This window comes from Candidatus Protofrankia californiensis, assembly GCF_900634765.1.
In the GTDB taxonomy this organism is placed as follows: domain Bacteria; phylum Actinomycetota; class Actinomycetes; order Frankiales; family Frankiaceae; genus Protofrankia; species Protofrankia californiensis.
This window is the reverse complement of the sequence record NZ_CAAAFT010000489.1, coordinates 22798-38215: the sequence shown is the minus strand read 5'-3', so window position 1 is coordinate 38215 and position 15418 is coordinate 22798. Positions and strand designations below refer to the sequence as shown.

Sequence of the window (15418 nt, the reverse complement as noted above, 5' to 3'; positions counted from 1 at the left end):
GGCGGGTCGACGTGGGTCTCGGTGATGTTGTTCCGGAGTCGTGACGTCGACCCGGCCGCTGGCTGCCGGCAAATACCACGCTCTTGATGTCGTGGCTCTGTCCGCATGCGGTCGCCCGGTCTTCCTAGGATCCGATCTTCTCAGGATCCAGGCTTGCGATCTTCGTGTGTTGTCATGTGATCTTCATATGCTGCCGGTTGTGACTGTTTCGTTGCCCTGTGGTCCCGTACCGGGCCCGGTCCTGAATGTGTTCTCCCCGCCCTGCCTACCGCCCGGGCCCCGTCCGCCTGGTCCGAGTACGCCGGGCGGGGGTCCGGACACGTCTGAACATGTTGGTGCGGCCGTGCCGATCGTTTTACCGTGCACAACTGTGCGACCTGCGCCGGTCAGCATTGTTTTCGACATGTTTCGATTTGCGCACCCGGTCGCGCCGACTGTGCACACCGTCGCCGTGCTGTGATGTCCGTAAACTCGGACGGGCCCGGGTATGCTCGTGTTCGTGCACCGCTATGACGTCGACAGCGAGATTCTGACCCAGGCCGTCGTCAACTATGCGCGGGAGCGACTACGCCTCAATCCCGTTCCATTGGACGGGACCCGCTCGCGCGCGGAGCTGACCGCCGCGGTGGGGGAGACGATAACCCCGAGCGGCATCGGTGGTATCGAGGCGCTCAGGATTTTCGATGAGCTCCTCTCCCGGGCGTGCATTTCGGTCGACCATCCACGCAACCTCTCATTCATCCCGGCGGCGCCCACCAAGGCGGCGGTACTGTTCGATCTCGTCGTCGGGGCCTCCTCCGTATATGCGGGCAGCTGGCTCGAAGGGGCGGGTGCCGTTCATGCGGAAAACCAGGCGCTGCGCTGGTTGTCCGATCTCGCCGGTTTTCCGCCCGAGGCGGGCGGGGTCTTCGTCCAGGGTGGAACGCTCGGGAACCTTTCCGCACTCGTCGCGGCCAGATACCGGATGCAAACGCGCCGGAGCGCGGCACAGCGCAGCAGCAAACCCACTGTGTGGCGTATCGCCTGCGGTGCCGAAGCGCATTCCTCGGTTGAGACCGCCGCCCGGGTCATGGGTGCGGAACTCCTGGTGGTCCCGGCGGACGCCGACGGTCGCCTCACCGGCCCCGCGCTGGCCCATGCCCTGGATACCGCGGACGCCGACATCCGTGACAGCGTGTTCGCCGTCGTGGCGACGGCCGGTACCACCCAGTTCGGCATTATCGACGACATCCGCGGAATCGTCGACGCAGCCCATGAGCGGGGCATCTGGGCGCATGTCGACGGAGCGTATGGACTTGCCGCGCTGGCCGCGGAATCGGTCCGTCATCTCTTTGTCGGCGTGGCTGATGCGGATTCTTTCATCGTCGATCCGCACAAATGGTTGTTCGCGCCGTTCGACGCCTGCGCACTGATTTACCGGGAACCGGCGCTGGCACGTGCGGCGCATGCCCAGAAAGCGGGTTACCTCGAGGTTCTCGAAGCCGCTGACGACTGGAATCCCGCGGACTACTCGATCGGCCTTTCACGGCGGGCGCGGGGCCTGCCCTTCTGGTTCTCACTCGCTGCACACGGTACTCGAGCCTACGGTGCCGCCGTGGAGAAGTCGCTGGCCACCGCACGGGCGGCAGCCGATCAGATCAGAGCCCTGCCCTACGTGGAACTCGTGCGTGAACCGCAGCTTTCCGTGGTGGTTCTGCGCCGACTGAACTGGGCGCCGAAAAATTACTACGAGTGGACGGAGAAACTGTTGCAGACGGGTTTTGCCTTTGTTACCCCGACCGTCCACGAGGGGGAGACGGTGACGCGTTTCGCGATCGTCAACCCGTGCACCGAACCGGCCGACATCGCCACCATCCTGGGCAGCATGGCCTGACGGAACACGGCCTGACCGGCTTCCATCCGACCCGATGTGTAAGCACAGGGATCCCCTGAGGATGCCCCGGTGTGTGACGTGAGTATGGGATACCCGTGGGGGTCCGCGGGGGCTCGGCCCCCGCGGTTGGCATGGAGCCATCCGACCCGGTGCGTCAGCACAGGGATCCCCTGAGGATGGCGGTGGAGGTGGGATTTGAACCCACGGAGGGGTTGCCCCCTCACACGCTTTCGAGGCGTGCGCCCTCGGCCACTAGGCGACTCCACCGTTTGTTAGCTTACTGGATGCCGCGGCCGGGCCGAACGGCGCGTACCCGCCCTGGGCCTGGGCCTCCGGCAGAGCGAAAAACCATGATCGTGCTGTCTTTGGCCATCCAGGTCGGTCCGCACCATCTGAATCATGATCAGGACGGCCGCCGGCTCCGGCGGGCGGCGAAGAAGTCGGCCAGCAGGCTCGCGCATTCCTGTTCCCGCACGCCTGTGATCACCTTGACTCGGTGGTTGAGCCGTGGGTCGCGGACGGTGTCCCACAGCGATCCGGCGGCTCCGGCCTTGGGGTCGTACGCCCCGTAGACGAGGCGGTCCACCCGGGCCAGGATCAGCGCGCCTGCGCACATCGTGCACGGCTCCAGGGTGACGACCAGGGTTGCCCCGGACAGCCGCCACGAACCGTTGTGTGCCGCGGCGGCGCGCAACGCCACCACCTCGGCATGGGCGGTCGGGTCCTGTTCGGCCTCACGGGCGTTGCGGCCCCGACCGATGATCGTGCCGTCCGCGTCGGCGACGACGGCGCCGACCGGAACGTCCCCGGTTGCCAGGGCCCCTTCGGCCTCCGCCAAGGCGGCGCCCATCAGCTCGGCGAGCTCGGGTACGCCCGGACGGGGGCCGCCCCCCACGTCAGCTCCCGATCTCGTCCAGGATGTCGGCGCAGCCGGCACGTTCGCTGATCGCCGCCACCACGTCCGCCGGCAGGAGACCCTCCTCCGTGATCAGTTCGACCAGTGCGTCGGCGTCCGTGCCGAGGTCGGCAAGCAGATCGATGTCCCCGATGGGAGTCGCGCCCGCCAGCGCATCGTCGGACTCGTCGTCGACGTCCCGCCCGCCTGCCGGCGGCAGCGCGCCGGCGAAGAGGCGGTCGGCAAGGGCCGAGGTGAACAGCACCCGGTGGTCGGACAGGAAGACCCGGGGGTCACCGATGCCGCCTTCCATCCGGACGATGCCCAGGTACTCGTCGTTCTCCTCGATGAAGACGACAACGAGTTCGGGGGAGATGTCATGCATCAGATTCGCAAGTGCATCAAGGTCGTCGATGTCGTCGATGTCGTCGAGGTCGATCTCATGCGCGCTCCAGTGTCCGCGGATGCGGCCGACGGCGCTGGCTTTCTGGGTCACCGAGTTCTCCCACGGTCTTGTATCGCGTCCATACCCAACTCCGAGCGCCCGCCCGGTGGTCGGCGGCCCGGAGTCACCGGCCGGGCCGCACCCTTACCCAGGCCGTTGTAGCGGAGCACCGGTAGCAGTCTCCACAGATTCGCCGCTCGGTCCACGACGGCCGTCCGTTCACGTCACCCTGCCGCCCCTCGCCCGAGCAGTGGGGCGACCGGCCTGCGGTGCGCCCTCGTCGCATACGCCGGACACCCGTTCGGCGCACGTCATATCACACCTCGTACCACACCCGTACCCCACCGGTTCACTACTGCCCAAAGGGAGGATGTCGTGTGCTCTGGGGGAGGACGCCGTGCTCTCCAGGAGCGGTCCCCACCGTGTCGCCACGGCCGGGTGGGTGTTGGGTATCGACATGTGCCGGGGTACGCCGGGTGGGGTATCGGTGAGTGGCACGGCGGCCCGTGGCACGCTGGGGAGGCGATGACCACACCCTTCCCGCGCCGGTTCTCCGCCCGCACCCGTGCCGCCCTTGCTGTGGAGAAGCTCGCGTCCTCGGCATCCCGCCGGCTGGGACGCGGATCCGGTGAGATGATCGGCGGCAAGCTCGCCCTGCGGGTTTCCCCGCGGATCCTGTCCGAAGTCGCGACCGGGCGGATGGCGGCCTGTGTCAGCGGAACCAACGGCAAGACCACGACTACTCGGCTACTGGCTCGTGCGCTGGGCACGCTCGGCCCGGTCCGGAGCAACAGTGGCGGCGCCAACATGGCAGCGGGCGTCCTGGCCGCCCTGTCCAGGCCGCCCTACGACGCGGCTGCCGCGCTCGAGGTGGACGAGATCTGGTTGCCCAGGGTAGCCCGGGAGATCCAGCCCCGCGCGGTCCTGCTCCTCAACATCAGCCGTGACCAGCTCGACCGGTCGAACGAAACCCGGCGGATCGCGAGCCTGTGGCGTAACCTCGGCGCCGAACTGCCAGGCGCGACGGTGATTGCCAACGTCGACGACCCGCTGGTCGTCTGGGCCGCCTCCGGTTGGTCGAGCCAGACCTGGGTGTCGGCAGGCCAGAACTGGACCGCGGATGCCATGGTGTGCCCCCAGTGTGCCCGCCTGCTTCACCGCAACGCCACGGGCTGGTGGTGCGGCTGCGGCCTGGCCCGGCCCGAGCCCATCGTCGCCGTCACCGGGCCGAACGAGCTGCTCTGGTTCGGCCGCCACCTCACGGTGTCCATCGATCTGCCCGGCCGGGTGAACCTCGGTAACGCGGCCATGGCCGCCGCCGCCGCGAAGCTCTTCGGGGTGGAGGTCGAGCAGGCGCTGGCCGCGATGACCGGCCTCGGGGACGTCCAAGGTCGCTACCAGGAGGTCGAACTCGGCGAGAACGGCATACGCGGTCGGCTGCTGCTGGCCAAGAACCCGGCCGGCTGGGTGGAGATGATGGAACTGCTCAACACCGCACCCGCCCGACCGGTGATCATTGACTTCAACTCGCAGACCGCCGACGGCCGTGACCCGTCCTGGATCTGGGATGTCCCGTTCGAACGGCTCGCGGGCCGACAGGTGCTGGTCACCGGTGGGCGCAAGGAGGACATGAGTGTCCGGCTGGCGTACGTGGAGGTCCCGCACACAGTGCACCCCGATGCCGAGAGTGCCGCGGCGACAGCGAACGAGAAGATCGTCGACGTAGTCGCGAACTACACCGCCTTCCGCGACATCCTGGGGCGGGTCGCCCGGTGAGGACGAACACATGACCGCCAACGGTGACATGATCGGTACTGCGGCATGAGCCTGGAGTCGGCGACCCGGATCGCCCTGATCTACCCGGAGCTGCTCGGGACGTACGGCGACGGCGGCAACGCGACCGTGCTGGCGCAGCGACTGCGTTGGCGTGGCCTTCCAGTCGAGGTGGTCGGCGTCCCGGCCGGCGAACCGGTACCCGGCGGCTGTGACATCTATCTTCTCGGCGGCGGTGAGGACGAACCGCAGGTACTGGCCGCCGAGGGGCTGCGCAGGAACAGCGCGATCGCACAGGCGGTGGCCCAGGGTGCGGTCGTTCTTGCCGTGTGCGCCGGATATCAGGTGATCGGCACGTCCTTCCCAGCCGGCGAGGGCCAGGTCCATGACGGGTTGGGCTTGGTGGATGTGGAGACGCGACGCTCGTTCGACCCCCCGGACCATCCGGTGCCACCACGTGCGGTCGGTGACATCGTCGTCGAGCCGGCCCCCGAGCTCGCGCTGCCGTTGCTGCTCGGCTACGAGAATCACGGAGGACGCACCCGGCGCCTGCCCGGTGGGCACGGGCGGCCCCTCGGGCTCGTGCGTAAGGGGATCGGCAACGGCACCCCGGAGCGCACCGACGGGATCGTGGACGGGCACGTGATCGGTACCTATCTGCACGGCCCGGTCCTCGCGCAGAACCCCGCCCTGGCCGATCTGCTGTTGTCCTGGGTGCATGGCCGACTGCCGGAACTGGCCGGTCCGCCGGAGACGGAGGTACTACGCCAGGCGCGCCTGCATGCCCTGGATGTCCATGCCTGACCCGGGTCCCCTGGCGCGTGGGAGAAGCATGCCTGCCCGGTGCCGGTGTCAGTCCGTTCCGGCTTTCGGGGGGGCGTCGGGCGCGGGACACGGCTCATGCTGCGGTGGAAAGCGGGCGCGGTCGTGTTCGGCAATGGCTGCGTTCAGACGGCCCAACAGGGCGCCGAAGACGTTGCGTTCCTCCTGCGCCCAGGTCTGCACCAGGCTGTTGATCGTCTTCACTCGCGCGGAGCGGGTGGCGAGGTAGCGTTGCTGGCCGCGTGCGCTCAGCTTCACCAGTGTTGCCCGCCGATCGCTGGGATCGGTGGTGCGCTCCACCAGTCCGGCCGTGGCAAGTGCTGCGACCTGGCGGCTCACCGTGGAGATGTCCAGGGCGAACACCGCGCCGAGGGTCGTCAGCCGCACGGCGCCGTGCTCGTGAATGTGGCTGAGTAGCAGGTAGGCGGAGCGGTCCAGGACCGTTCCGGACTCGTCGGCGATGGCCATCCGAAAGCGCTCGGCGCGCCGGCTGAGCACCGACAGTTCATGTTCGATCTTGATTAGCCGATCGTCGAGTTCCTGACCGTTATCCACTTCGGCTTCACCCCTGTCCTGGCAGCCGTATGCCCCGCAATCGGATGTTGTTGAGATTCTGGTGGATACACCACGTTGACGAACGAGCCGCATCGTGGGTGCCGAAGCGATCACGCCTGTCTGGTTACTCGTGGTTACAACGCTGCTCCACAAGCTGCCCGGGTGTGAGCCAGCACACTCCAGGTAGGTCCCGACTTGTGTGCGCCGCGAGGCGAATCTGCCGAATCGACAGCTCCTGGTGTGGTTCGGTTGTCTCGTGGTATCGAATCCGCTGAAAGCCGGGAAACAGCTATGGGCCAAGAACCGCAAGCGGGTACTGATCATTGGTGCCGTGCTCGTGGTCGCCTGGATCTACGTGTCCCGCTCGGGCAGCCCGGACACCGAGCGAGCAAAAATACCGGCAGGGTACGCTTCCGCCGAGCGTGAGCTTGCCGTTCACGCCGACTCCAGCCCCAGCAAGCCGCTGCCGCTGGTCCTCGTCCTGCATGACGACAGCAGTGACGCGAGCGCGATCGAAAAGGCCAGCAGAGCCTCGGTGCTCGCCGACCGGCGGGAGTTCGCCGTGGTCTACCCGGAGGCCGTGGACAGTGAATGGAGGTTGGACGACCCACAGGGTGCGGACGTGCAGTACCTGCGTGATGTTGTTCGCTACGTCTCGCAGGAGCGGTCGAAGATCGACCCGTCCCGGATCTACATCTGGGGTGCTGGTGAGGGTGGGCACGCGGCCCTCCTGGCTGCCTGTGCAGCGCTCGGCAGCGGCCAGAAGTTCGCCGCCGTCGGGGTGGTGGGGCCGGTCGGGCAGGCCCAGAGCTGCCCACCAGAGGTTCATGTCCGGCATGTCGAAGAGACGACATGGAACGAGAGCACCACTCGTGATCTGTGGGACTTCTCCAGGGACTTCAAGCTTTAGTCAAGCCGAATGTCCGGTCGTCTGTTGTTGCTGAAGAGAAGTTCCCCAGTGGGCCTGAGTCTCCGGCGGCACACCCGGCCGGCGGGACGATGTCGACTCCCGCCGGCCGGCCGCACTGTGGGGGGGGTGCAGTACGACCGGCCAGCGGAAGCCTGTTGTTCCGCCGGACTTTCCGAGCTGGGGGGGTTGGCTCGGTCCGGCCAGCGGAAGTCATTATCGTGGGGTGCGGGGTGCCACCAGGTCGACGTTGACTCCGACAACGTCGACCTGGTGGCAGGGTTCGTGCGCAACCGGAGGGGGAGGCTGCGCAGGAACCCGCTTGTGGATTGTTTATGAGGCCGTAACCGCTACGCCTGGCGGCGTGCTGATGGCCGGATGTCGACGCGGGCTGGTCAGATCAGCTAGACGACCCGGCCAACGGAATACGACGTGGTGTGGATAACTCTCAGTGAGACGACGTCGCCGGACTTCGGCGCCACCCACATCTTACCATTACCGGCATAAATACCAACATGGTAGATATTACCCGGTGAACCGTAGAAAATCAGGTCACCGACCTGCTTGTTGAACTGTGATACCCGGGTGGTCGCCTGGTACTGCGCCTCGGCCGTGCGGGGGAGGTTGCGTCCCAGCTGCTTGAAGATGTACTGGACCAGGCCTGAGCAGTCGAAGGAGTAGGGGCCTTCCGCACCGTAGACGTAGGGCTTGCCGGCCTGCTGCGCCGCGAGATATACAGCCCGTTCACCAAACGAGCTGGCCGCTCCGATCGCGCTCGAGATAGCAGCGTCCGGTGACGGATTGGTGCCGAAGATCTGAGAGCCGCTACGGGTGGTCGCCTGGGAAACCCGCGCCGGAGGTGCGGGTACGAAATTGGGGACCACGGTCAGCGTACCGACATTGGTCGACCGTGTTGACCGCAGGGCGTCGGTTCCGTCGAAGATAGCGGTGATCTGCGTGGTGGTGAGAACCTTGGCTGTATAGCTCGTGAAGCCCTGGTCGTTGGTGTAAAGGTGTTTGAAGGTCGCCCATCCGTCCGGCAGCTTCACCTGGACCTTGACGAGTTGATTGGCCAGTGGCGCGTGGGTGGTCTCGTCCTCGAGTGAAAATCCCATCTCCACCGGCCGATCGGCTTTAACCGAAACGTCCGGATTCGTGACTCTGAGCACGGCCCCCGACTTGGGGCGCAGGTCGGTCTGGTTGAGTACCTGGCTGGCGATCGACCCTGGGCTGGTCGCAGACGTCGGGTTGATGACGGAGGTGCGCAGGTTGGCAAGAGAGGCCTGACTTCCGAACTGAGCTCCGAGCGTTATCGGAGAGGTGACGGAAGCCTCGTCGGGACCCGAGTCGGTCGGGGCACATCCGGCCAGGGCAACTCCGGACACCGCAACCGTGCCGGTGGTCATCGCGGCGACCGCGGCCCGGGCTCGCGAGCGACCTGCTCCGGACTGTGATACTGGTGCGCGGTGCCGGCCACGTGTCGGGCGCTCAACGTGCCGGTCGACCTGGTGCCGGCGGGATGACGGCGAAGCCGTCTGCGACGAACGTGACCATGGTTCTGGATCAAGCTGCACATCATGCGCAGACAAGGCTGTGATCCTTCCCGTTCGCCTGCGAGGTGAGCTGTCGGGTTCGGGCTGGGCTGCCCGGTGGGTCACGCGACCATCGCGCTGCGCACTTCACCCCGAGGACGACACCGCGGCTCGGTGCCGTCCGGTGGAGGATGGGTCCCCCGCTCCTGCCCTGGTGACGACTCGGAGGGAACACCGGGACCGTGGGCAGGATTCGGCATTTCGGTCCGGTGTGTCGTGACGTCGGCGCGAGACTAGTTCATAAGGATGGCGCTAGTAAACACTAGTCCCTCACAACTACGGCGAGTAGCTGTATGAAGTGCCATACCCGGCTCTTCCTCGTCCTCCTTCACCGACTGGCTCGCCGCCGTGCATGACCTGCTGGTTCGTGACTTTTGGTCCCTCGGCTGACGCTCCGTGTTCCGTGACTTGCAGGATGCGGAGGATGACATTACGCCATAGTGGCGGCAGTCGGTCGACGGGGGGTCTTTGAGTACTTCTAGTAGATGTCTCACTACTTTGAGTAGCAAACGTTGGTGTGAACTGAAGAGATTTTCATCCTGTTCATCACGGTTGTCCGGTTGAGTTGTTCCAGATTGTCGGCCTCCTGACGGGTTGAGGAGTCTGGCGTCGTACGCTGACAGCGCCTCGTCTGTTCACTCACGTGACCAAGGTGGTGCGGCTAGTGATCAAGAACCGTTCGGCGCTCCCTGGAGAGACAGTCGCTATGACGCAGTCCGCACCGGATGGGCGTACCGCACTCCGACCGGATGCACCTGCCCGGCGGTCACGTCCACAACGCGCGGACGTCGTCGTGATCGGTGCGGGTGTCGCGGGTCTCGTAGCCGCGGTCATACTGGCTCGTCGCGGTGTCGACACGCTTGTGCTTGAGTGCGCCAGCCGGGCGAGGGTGGAAAGTCGCCCACGTGCCGGGTTACTCGGACCAGGAGCGGTGGACGTCCTGGAGCGCAATGGGCTTGCCGACGGCCTGAGGGCTGAGGGTGCCCCGCACCACAACTGTGAGTTTAGGCATCGTCGCCGAGCGTTCGTTGTTGAGTATGCTCGGCACGCGGGCGGACGCCATCACGTTGTCTACCCACAGCAGAAGCTTGTCGCCGGCCTGGTCGCCGCCTACCTTGCCGCAGGTGGCGTCATCGAGTTCGATGCCACTGACGTGACATTGGACGCGCTCACCTCCGACCACCCTACCGTGTCCTTCGTCGCAGCCGACGGGCAGCGGCGGACCGTGGAAAGCCGTTTCATCGCGGGTTGCGACGGTCATCATGGTGTTTCCCGCCGGTCGATTCCCGAGGGCGCGTTGCGCAACACCCGACAGCATGGCAGCCCATGGGCATGGCTTGCGGTCCTTGCTGCAGTCGCTCCATCTACCGATAAGATCATTTATGGGATCAGTCCGCAGGGGTTCGCCGGCCACATGCTGCGCGACCACCGGACGAGTCGCTTCTATTTACAGGTCGAGGCCGCAACCGACGCAGCGGACTGGCCATCCGAGCGGATCTGGGAGGAGCTGCACACCCGCCTCGCCGTGGACGCCGACTGGAAACTGGCGGAAGGGCCGTTGCTCGAACCGCCGAACGTCATCACGATGGACTCACTCTTCTACGAACCGATGCGGTTGGGACGTCTCCTACTCGCCGGGGACGCCTCGCGGCGAGTGCCGCCGGCGGCGGCCAAAGGCGCCGGGCTTGCCATCGCCGATGGTGAGACGCTCGCGCTGGCGGTAGCGGCAGCCCTTCACAATTCGGACGAACGACCGTTGGACGCCTACTCCGAGGTGTGCCAGGCTCGGGCCTGGCTGGCGCAGGAAGCGTCGACCAAACTGCTGCAGATGGTGAACGTCGAGCTCTCCGACTCGTTCGCCCGGCGCTTGCAGGACGTTCGCTTGGACCGTCTCCGGACGTCACCGGTCGCTGCCGCCGAATTCGCGGAACAATACCTATCCCCCGTCTAGACCTATCCCCCGTCTGGCGCCTTCGGCGCGAGACGGGGACCCCTATCTCTATGGTGGGCCGCCGTTGTTACGGATGGCGCGTGTGGGGTGGCCGGCGGGAGAGTAGGCCAGCGGTCTGCAGGACGTGGAGTTCGATCGCGAGTTCGTGGACCTCTGGCGACAGAGAGCGATGGCTGACGGCCAGGGCGTCTACAGCGGTCTGCGCGCGTTCCGCGAGATTGTCCAAGGCGCGCTGGTGTGTACGCATCTGGGCGCGTTCGTCCTGAATCGCACGAAGGGTGTCTTCCTGCCACTGCCGGGCGCGCATCAGGTGCTCGCCGGCGTCCGCGGCCTGCCGTTCGGCGTCTTCCAGGCGTCCAAGAAGTTGATCGAGCTGTTCCAGTCTTATTGCCAGTTCTGCAACAAGATCATTACGGACCGTATCCATCGGTTGTGTCATCGGACCGCGTCGCCTTCGTCCTGGATATGAAGGACGACGGCGACGCGGCCGCCGGCGTCGAAGGTATGGCCGTGAGTGGAGGGCCGTTGCCGCCTGCCGCCGAGCGATGGTCGGGAGGGCCGCGCAAGGACGGGTCTCCCGTGAAAGCCCGACACAGTTCATCACGGTAGCCGACGCCGTGGTCCTCGTGAATCCCGCTGCCGGATGCTATGCCGTGGAACAACCGGTAAAAATACGATCAAATCGTACAGTTGGTTGTGTGGATAGCCGTGCTGGATGCGGCTACAGGCCCGATCGGTCGCATTCCCTCCCCTCCCCTCCGTGTCGCTGGGCAGGTGCTCGCGGCTCGGGCGGGGTTGGGCGGGGCGCGTCCGTGGCCCCGGAAGGACCACGTCCGTGAGCTGCGTCCAGGTGATCTCTGACGAGACCCGAAGAATCATCCCGTGAAGCGATGCCAGGGGATGTGATCAGGGCAGATCTGCGGGATCGGCTTCCGGACCTCCCGGATCCGGCAGAAACGCCAGCCCGGGTACTGATCAGCGCGATGAAGATCTGCTGAAGATCCGCCGGACGGTCCTGTCCTCGATCGCTAAAGCCACCCGTTTCGCTTGAACGCCCGGTACAGAAAGACACAGACGGTCACTATCAGGCAGAGGGCCGCCGGATATCCCCAGACCTGGCGCAGTTCGGGCATATGGTCGAAGTTCATACCGTAGATACCGGCTATCGCGGTGGGAACCGCAGCGATAGCGACCCATGCGCTGATACGACGCATGTCCTCGTTTTGCGCGATGGTGACCTGGGTCAGGGTCGCCTGCAGTATCGAGGAGAGCAGCTCGTCGAACCGGGCTATTCGCGCGGTGACTTCTTCGAGGTGGTCGGCGACATCCCGGAAGTACGCCCGGACGCGGGCGTCGATCCCGGTGACGCCGGACTCGGTCAGCATGCGCAGCGGAGCGTAGAGGGGCGCCACGGCATGCTTGAATTCGAGTACCTCCCGTTTGAGCTGGTAAACCTTGCCGGCATCGGGTCGAAGCGACCGCTGAAAGACCGAGGCTTCGATGGCGTCGATGTCGACCTCTATTTTTTCGGTGACGGCCAGATAGTCGTCGACGATCTGGTCGCAGATGGCGTGGAGGACGGCCGACGGTCCGCGCCTGAGTACCTCCGGCGTTGCCTCCATCCGGCTGCGAAGGTTCTGGAGTCCGCCGTGTTCTCCGTGCCGAACGGTGACGACGAAGTCGTGGCCGAGAAAAACCATGACCTCTCCGGTGTGCACGATCTCCGATGTCGCGGTCAGCTCCTCGTGATCCACATAGCAGACAGTCTTGAGGACGACGAAAAGCGTCTCCGCGTACTGCTCCACCTTCGGGCGCTGGTGGGCGTTGACGGCATCCTCGACCGCGAGTGGATGCAGCCCGTACACGTCGGCGATGTTGGCGAGCTCGGCTGCGGTCGGCTGGTAGAGACCGAGCCAGGTGAAACTGTTGCGTTGCTCGCGGGCCACGCGCAGGGCGTCAGCATGGTGGATGGTGCCTGGATCACGGTGGCCGTCCCGGTAGACGTGGCAGGCGACCACCCGCCCCGGTGGTGCCGAAGGGATCTCCGGACGGGAACGGCGCCTTTTCGGGTGCCTCCGAACGAGTGAAACCCGCCTGGTCACAGCTTCTGTCAGCCGGGCGGTCGCGTTCCCGCGGTCGGAAGGACTCCGGGAGAAAGGGTGATGTTCGTCGTGGCGATTGTCGGAATCATCACCGAATTTCCTGTCGGTCACATTCAACTCCTCCTGTTCTCCTGTTCCGGTCGTGCCTGTGCTTGGACGTCGCTGCGGCTCTTGCGAGTCCGGGTGCCGATGATGGCTCGACGAGGAGTGTTCATTACAGAACGTGTCTATCCGGCTTCTTTCTGCTAGACGTCGCACTGCCGAGGCAACTGGACCCCAGGACGCCTGTGGACGGCACCGGGGAGTGTCCCGCGTCCGCCCGGATCATTGTCGCAAGTCCGTGCTCCTGCCCTCGCCGTGCCCGACGCCGATGTACCCGGCCGGGAGCGGATCACCGTTGGGAGGACGGCTTGACCGGCGAGCATGATGCGCCGATTCTATTGTTTTCGGCTCATGGGCCGGATGGCGCGAGGCCGGCGGGCGGTTCGGTCGGCTAGGGGTCAAAGGTGGCGCGATCATGTTTTCGCGCCCGGGGTTCCTGTCGGATCGGCGAAGCCGATCTGGGAGGGGTCCGGAAGCCGATCCAGGAGGCCCAGGTCTCCGGGTTGTGAGGGGGCGGCGATGATGACCGCAGCAGGTTCGGGAGGGGCCCGACCGGAGGAAGAAGCCGGGTTCGGCGAGCGGGCTCGGCCGGCGGCATCCCCGCTCAGCCTGATCAGAGCGTCCCACGACCACATAAATGATCTTGTGAGCCTTACGTTCTCCGCCTCGGCGGCCCCAGGGGACCCCAGGCGCCCACTGCGGGCGGTCGACATGGCGGTCGCGGCGATCAGTATTCACATGTATGCCGTGCAGACCGCCGTCTACCCGATGGCACGCCGCCGCCTTCCGGACCGCCGGGCGTGTGTCACCGAGCTTCACGCGGTGGCACGGGAAATCGAGTCGGTGACGCGCGGCATTTCCCAGCATATTCAGGGTGACGTGCATCGGCCGAACGAGTCGATGCAGACATTGCGCAACCGCCTCGCCGAACTCGAGGAACAGCACGTGGCCATCGAGGACCCTATGGTCGCCGAGCTGGACGAGACGTTGTCCGGTCCGGAGCTGCGCCGGGTGGTGACCTTGCTCGAACGGTCGGTACAGCGGGCACCCACTCGCTCGCATCCGCATCTTCCCCGGACGGCTGTCCTCAGCGGTCTGGTGCTGCGGGTCGCAGGAAGCTGGGATCACGTTCTGGACGCCATGGATGCGCGCGTCGCCGCGGATACTCCGGCGCGGGCGCCGATACCTGCGGGGCTGTGGGGCTGGTACCTGCTTGGTCGGCCCATCCCGTCGTCACAATCCGAGCAGGCGACGGGCAGCGGGCAGGACGGCCAGCGGAATGCGGCCACGCGGCATGATCGGTGATCGGCTGGCGCACCGGAGAGGCGGGTTCGGGCACCGCCGTGTGACGGCCGGTGTGGACGACAGTTGCCGCTGACTCCCGGCTAGCCGAAGGACACGCGATCATAGGTTTGTCGCATGTCCTTTTTGGAGTCCGTTTCAGATCCTGCCTTCGATCGGCGAGCGGGGCGGAAGATTCGGAAAAGATTCTCAGGGAAGCCGGACGACTTGGGCGGCGTATACCAGGCCTGCGCCGAAACCTATGAGCAGGGCGAGCCCGCCGGACGGCACCTGCCCGCTGGCGAGAATCTCGTCCATCGCGAGCGGAATGGATGCCCCGGAGGTGTTCCCGTGTATCGCGACGTCCCGGGCGACGGTTACCGTGTTCGGCAGGGCGAGCACCCTGCACATTATGTCGATGATACGGATGTTGGCCTGATGCGGAATGAACGCGGCGAGATCGTCCGCCGTGACGCCGGCCTCATCGAGCGCCGCCCGCGCAACGGGCGCCATCTGCCAGGATGCCCAGCGAAAGACCTGCTGGCCCACCATTCGCATCGTCGGCCAGGGCAGATCGGTGTTGTCGCGCCAGTCCAGATAGGAATGGTCGTGCGCGATGGCATCTCGAGCCGAGGGATCCGAACCCCATACGACCGGCCCGATACCCGCTGTCTCGGACGGCCCGACGACAATCGCTCCGGCGCCGTCCCCGAACAGGAAAGCGGTGCTCCGGTCGTGCGGATCGATGATGTCCGACATGCGCTCGGCTCCTATCACCAGGACATACCGGGCGCTTCCGGCGAGCACCATGTCACTGGCGACCGCGAGAGCATGGCAGAAACCAGCGCAGGCGGCCGAGATGTCGAATGCCGCGGCCTTCTCCGCACCGAGTCTGGCGGCTACGTCCGTGGCCACCGACGGCGACTGGGTGACATGGGACATTGTCGCCACCAGGATGCATCCGACGTCGGCGATCCCGACACCGGCACTGGCCAGAGCCTTACCGCCGGCTGTCGCGGCCATCGCCCCAAGGGATTCCTCGGCGATCGCGAACCGGCGGCTGCGAATACCGGACCGGGATTCGATCCACCCGGGTGTGGAGTCCAACTGGTTGCAGATG

13 protein-coding genes, 1 tRNA gene and 1 riboswitch are annotated in these 15418 nt (G+C 66.0%); of the genes, 7 read left to right on the top strand and 7 right to left on the bottom strand.

From position 1 onward, the window contains the following. Positions 1–487: 487 nt before the first annotated feature. On the top strand, positions 488–1873 hold the full coding sequence (locus DD1DGNOD_RS25420; protein ID WP_131768859.1) for a pyridoxal phosphate-dependent decarboxylase family protein: 1386 nt from the start codon (positions 488–490) through the stop codon (positions 1871–1873). Between the two features lie 177 nt (positions 1874–2050). Here the strand turns inward: DD1DGNOD_RS25420 and DD1DGNOD_RS25415 are convergent. From DD1DGNOD_RS25415 to DD1DGNOD_RS25405, 3 genes are all read right to left on the bottom strand, one after another. Next, positions 2051–2140, bottom strand: a tRNA-Ser gene (locus tag DD1DGNOD_RS25415). A 136-nt stretch (positions 2141–2276) separates the two neighbouring features. Continuing rightward, entirely contained in the window at positions 2277–2723 is a 447-nt protein-coding gene (gene tadA, locus DD1DGNOD_RS25410) for a tRNA adenosine(34) deaminase TadA (protein ID WP_131768981.1), read from the bottom strand. A gap of 46 nt (positions 2724–2769) precedes the next feature. Further along, on the bottom strand, positions 2770–3264 hold the full coding sequence (locus tag DD1DGNOD_RS25405) for a tRNA adenosine deaminase-associated protein (protein WP_131771176.1): 495 nt from the start codon (positions 3262–3264) through the stop codon (positions 2770–2772). Between the two features lie 474 nt (positions 3265–3738). On the opposite strand from DD1DGNOD_RS25405, the gene DD1DGNOD_RS25400 reads away from it, so the two are divergent. Beyond that, on the top strand, positions 3739–4989 hold the full coding sequence (locus DD1DGNOD_RS25400; protein ID WP_131768857.1) for a Mur ligase family protein: 1251 nt from the start codon (positions 3739–3741) through the stop codon (positions 4987–4989). Positions 4990–5034: 45 nt separating this feature from the next. Then, entirely contained in the window at positions 5035–5790 is a 756-nt protein-coding gene (locus DD1DGNOD_RS25395) for a type 1 glutamine amidotransferase (protein WP_131768856.1), read from the top strand. Positions 5791–5838: 48 nt separating this feature from the next. Here the strand turns inward: DD1DGNOD_RS25395 and DD1DGNOD_RS27540 are convergent, their stop codons facing one another. Continuing rightward, on the bottom strand, positions 5839–6363 hold the full coding sequence (locus DD1DGNOD_RS27540; RefSeq protein ID WP_165035280.1) for a MarR family winged helix-turn-helix transcriptional regulator: 525 nt from the start codon (positions 6361–6363) through the stop codon (positions 5839–5841). 256 nt (positions 6364–6619) lie between these two features. Here DD1DGNOD_RS27540 and DD1DGNOD_RS25385 point away from each other — a divergent pair, with 256 nt between their 5' ends. Then, positions 6620–7273, top strand: a complete 654-nt coding sequence (locus DD1DGNOD_RS25385) for a PHB depolymerase family esterase (protein ID WP_241255977.1) — start codon at positions 6620–6622, stop codon at positions 7271–7273. A gap of 401 nt (positions 7274–7674) precedes the next feature. Here DD1DGNOD_RS25385 and DD1DGNOD_RS25380 read toward each other — a convergent pair whose 3' ends face one another. Beyond that, positions 7675–8676, bottom strand: a complete 1002-nt coding sequence (locus tag DD1DGNOD_RS25380; protein WP_131768853.1) for a C40 family peptidase — start codon at positions 8674–8676, stop codon at positions 7675–7677. Positions 8677–8864: 188 nt separating this feature from the next. Beyond that, positions 8865–9068: riboswitch (cyclic di-AMP (ydaO/yuaA leader) on the bottom strand. 500 nt (positions 9069–9568) lie between these two features. Between DD1DGNOD_RS25380 and DD1DGNOD_RS25375 the strand changes: the two genes are divergently transcribed. Beyond that, complete coding sequence (locus tag DD1DGNOD_RS25375; RefSeq protein ID WP_131768852.1) at positions 9569–10813, top strand: 4-hydroxybenzoate 3-monooxygenase; 1245 nt, start codon at positions 9569–9571, stop codon at positions 10811–10813. A gap of 124 nt (positions 10814–10937) precedes the next feature. After that, entirely contained in the window at positions 10938–11282 is a 345-nt protein-coding gene (locus DD1DGNOD_RS30985; protein WP_165035278.1) for a hypothetical protein, read from the top strand. A gap of 559 nt (positions 11283–11841) precedes the next feature. Here the strand turns inward: DD1DGNOD_RS30985 and corA are convergent. Next, positions 11842–12831, bottom strand: coding sequence for a magnesium/cobalt transporter CorA (gene corA, locus DD1DGNOD_RS25365; RefSeq protein WP_346434380.1), 990 nt, complete (start codon positions 12829–12831; stop codon positions 11842–11844). Positions 12832–13536: 705 nt separating this feature from the next. On the opposite strand from corA, the gene DD1DGNOD_RS25360 reads away from it, so the two are divergent. After that, on the top strand, positions 13537–14322 hold the full coding sequence (locus DD1DGNOD_RS25360; RefSeq protein ID WP_165035277.1) for a hemerythrin domain-containing protein: 786 nt from the start codon (positions 13537–13539) through the stop codon (positions 14320–14322). Positions 14323–14508: 186 nt separating this feature from the next. Here the strand turns inward: DD1DGNOD_RS25360 and DD1DGNOD_RS25355 are convergent. Beyond that, positions 14509–15418 (bottom strand): beta-ketoacyl-ACP synthase III (locus DD1DGNOD_RS25355; protein ID WP_131771190.1); only part of this gene is annotated, 910 nt, incomplete at its 5' end.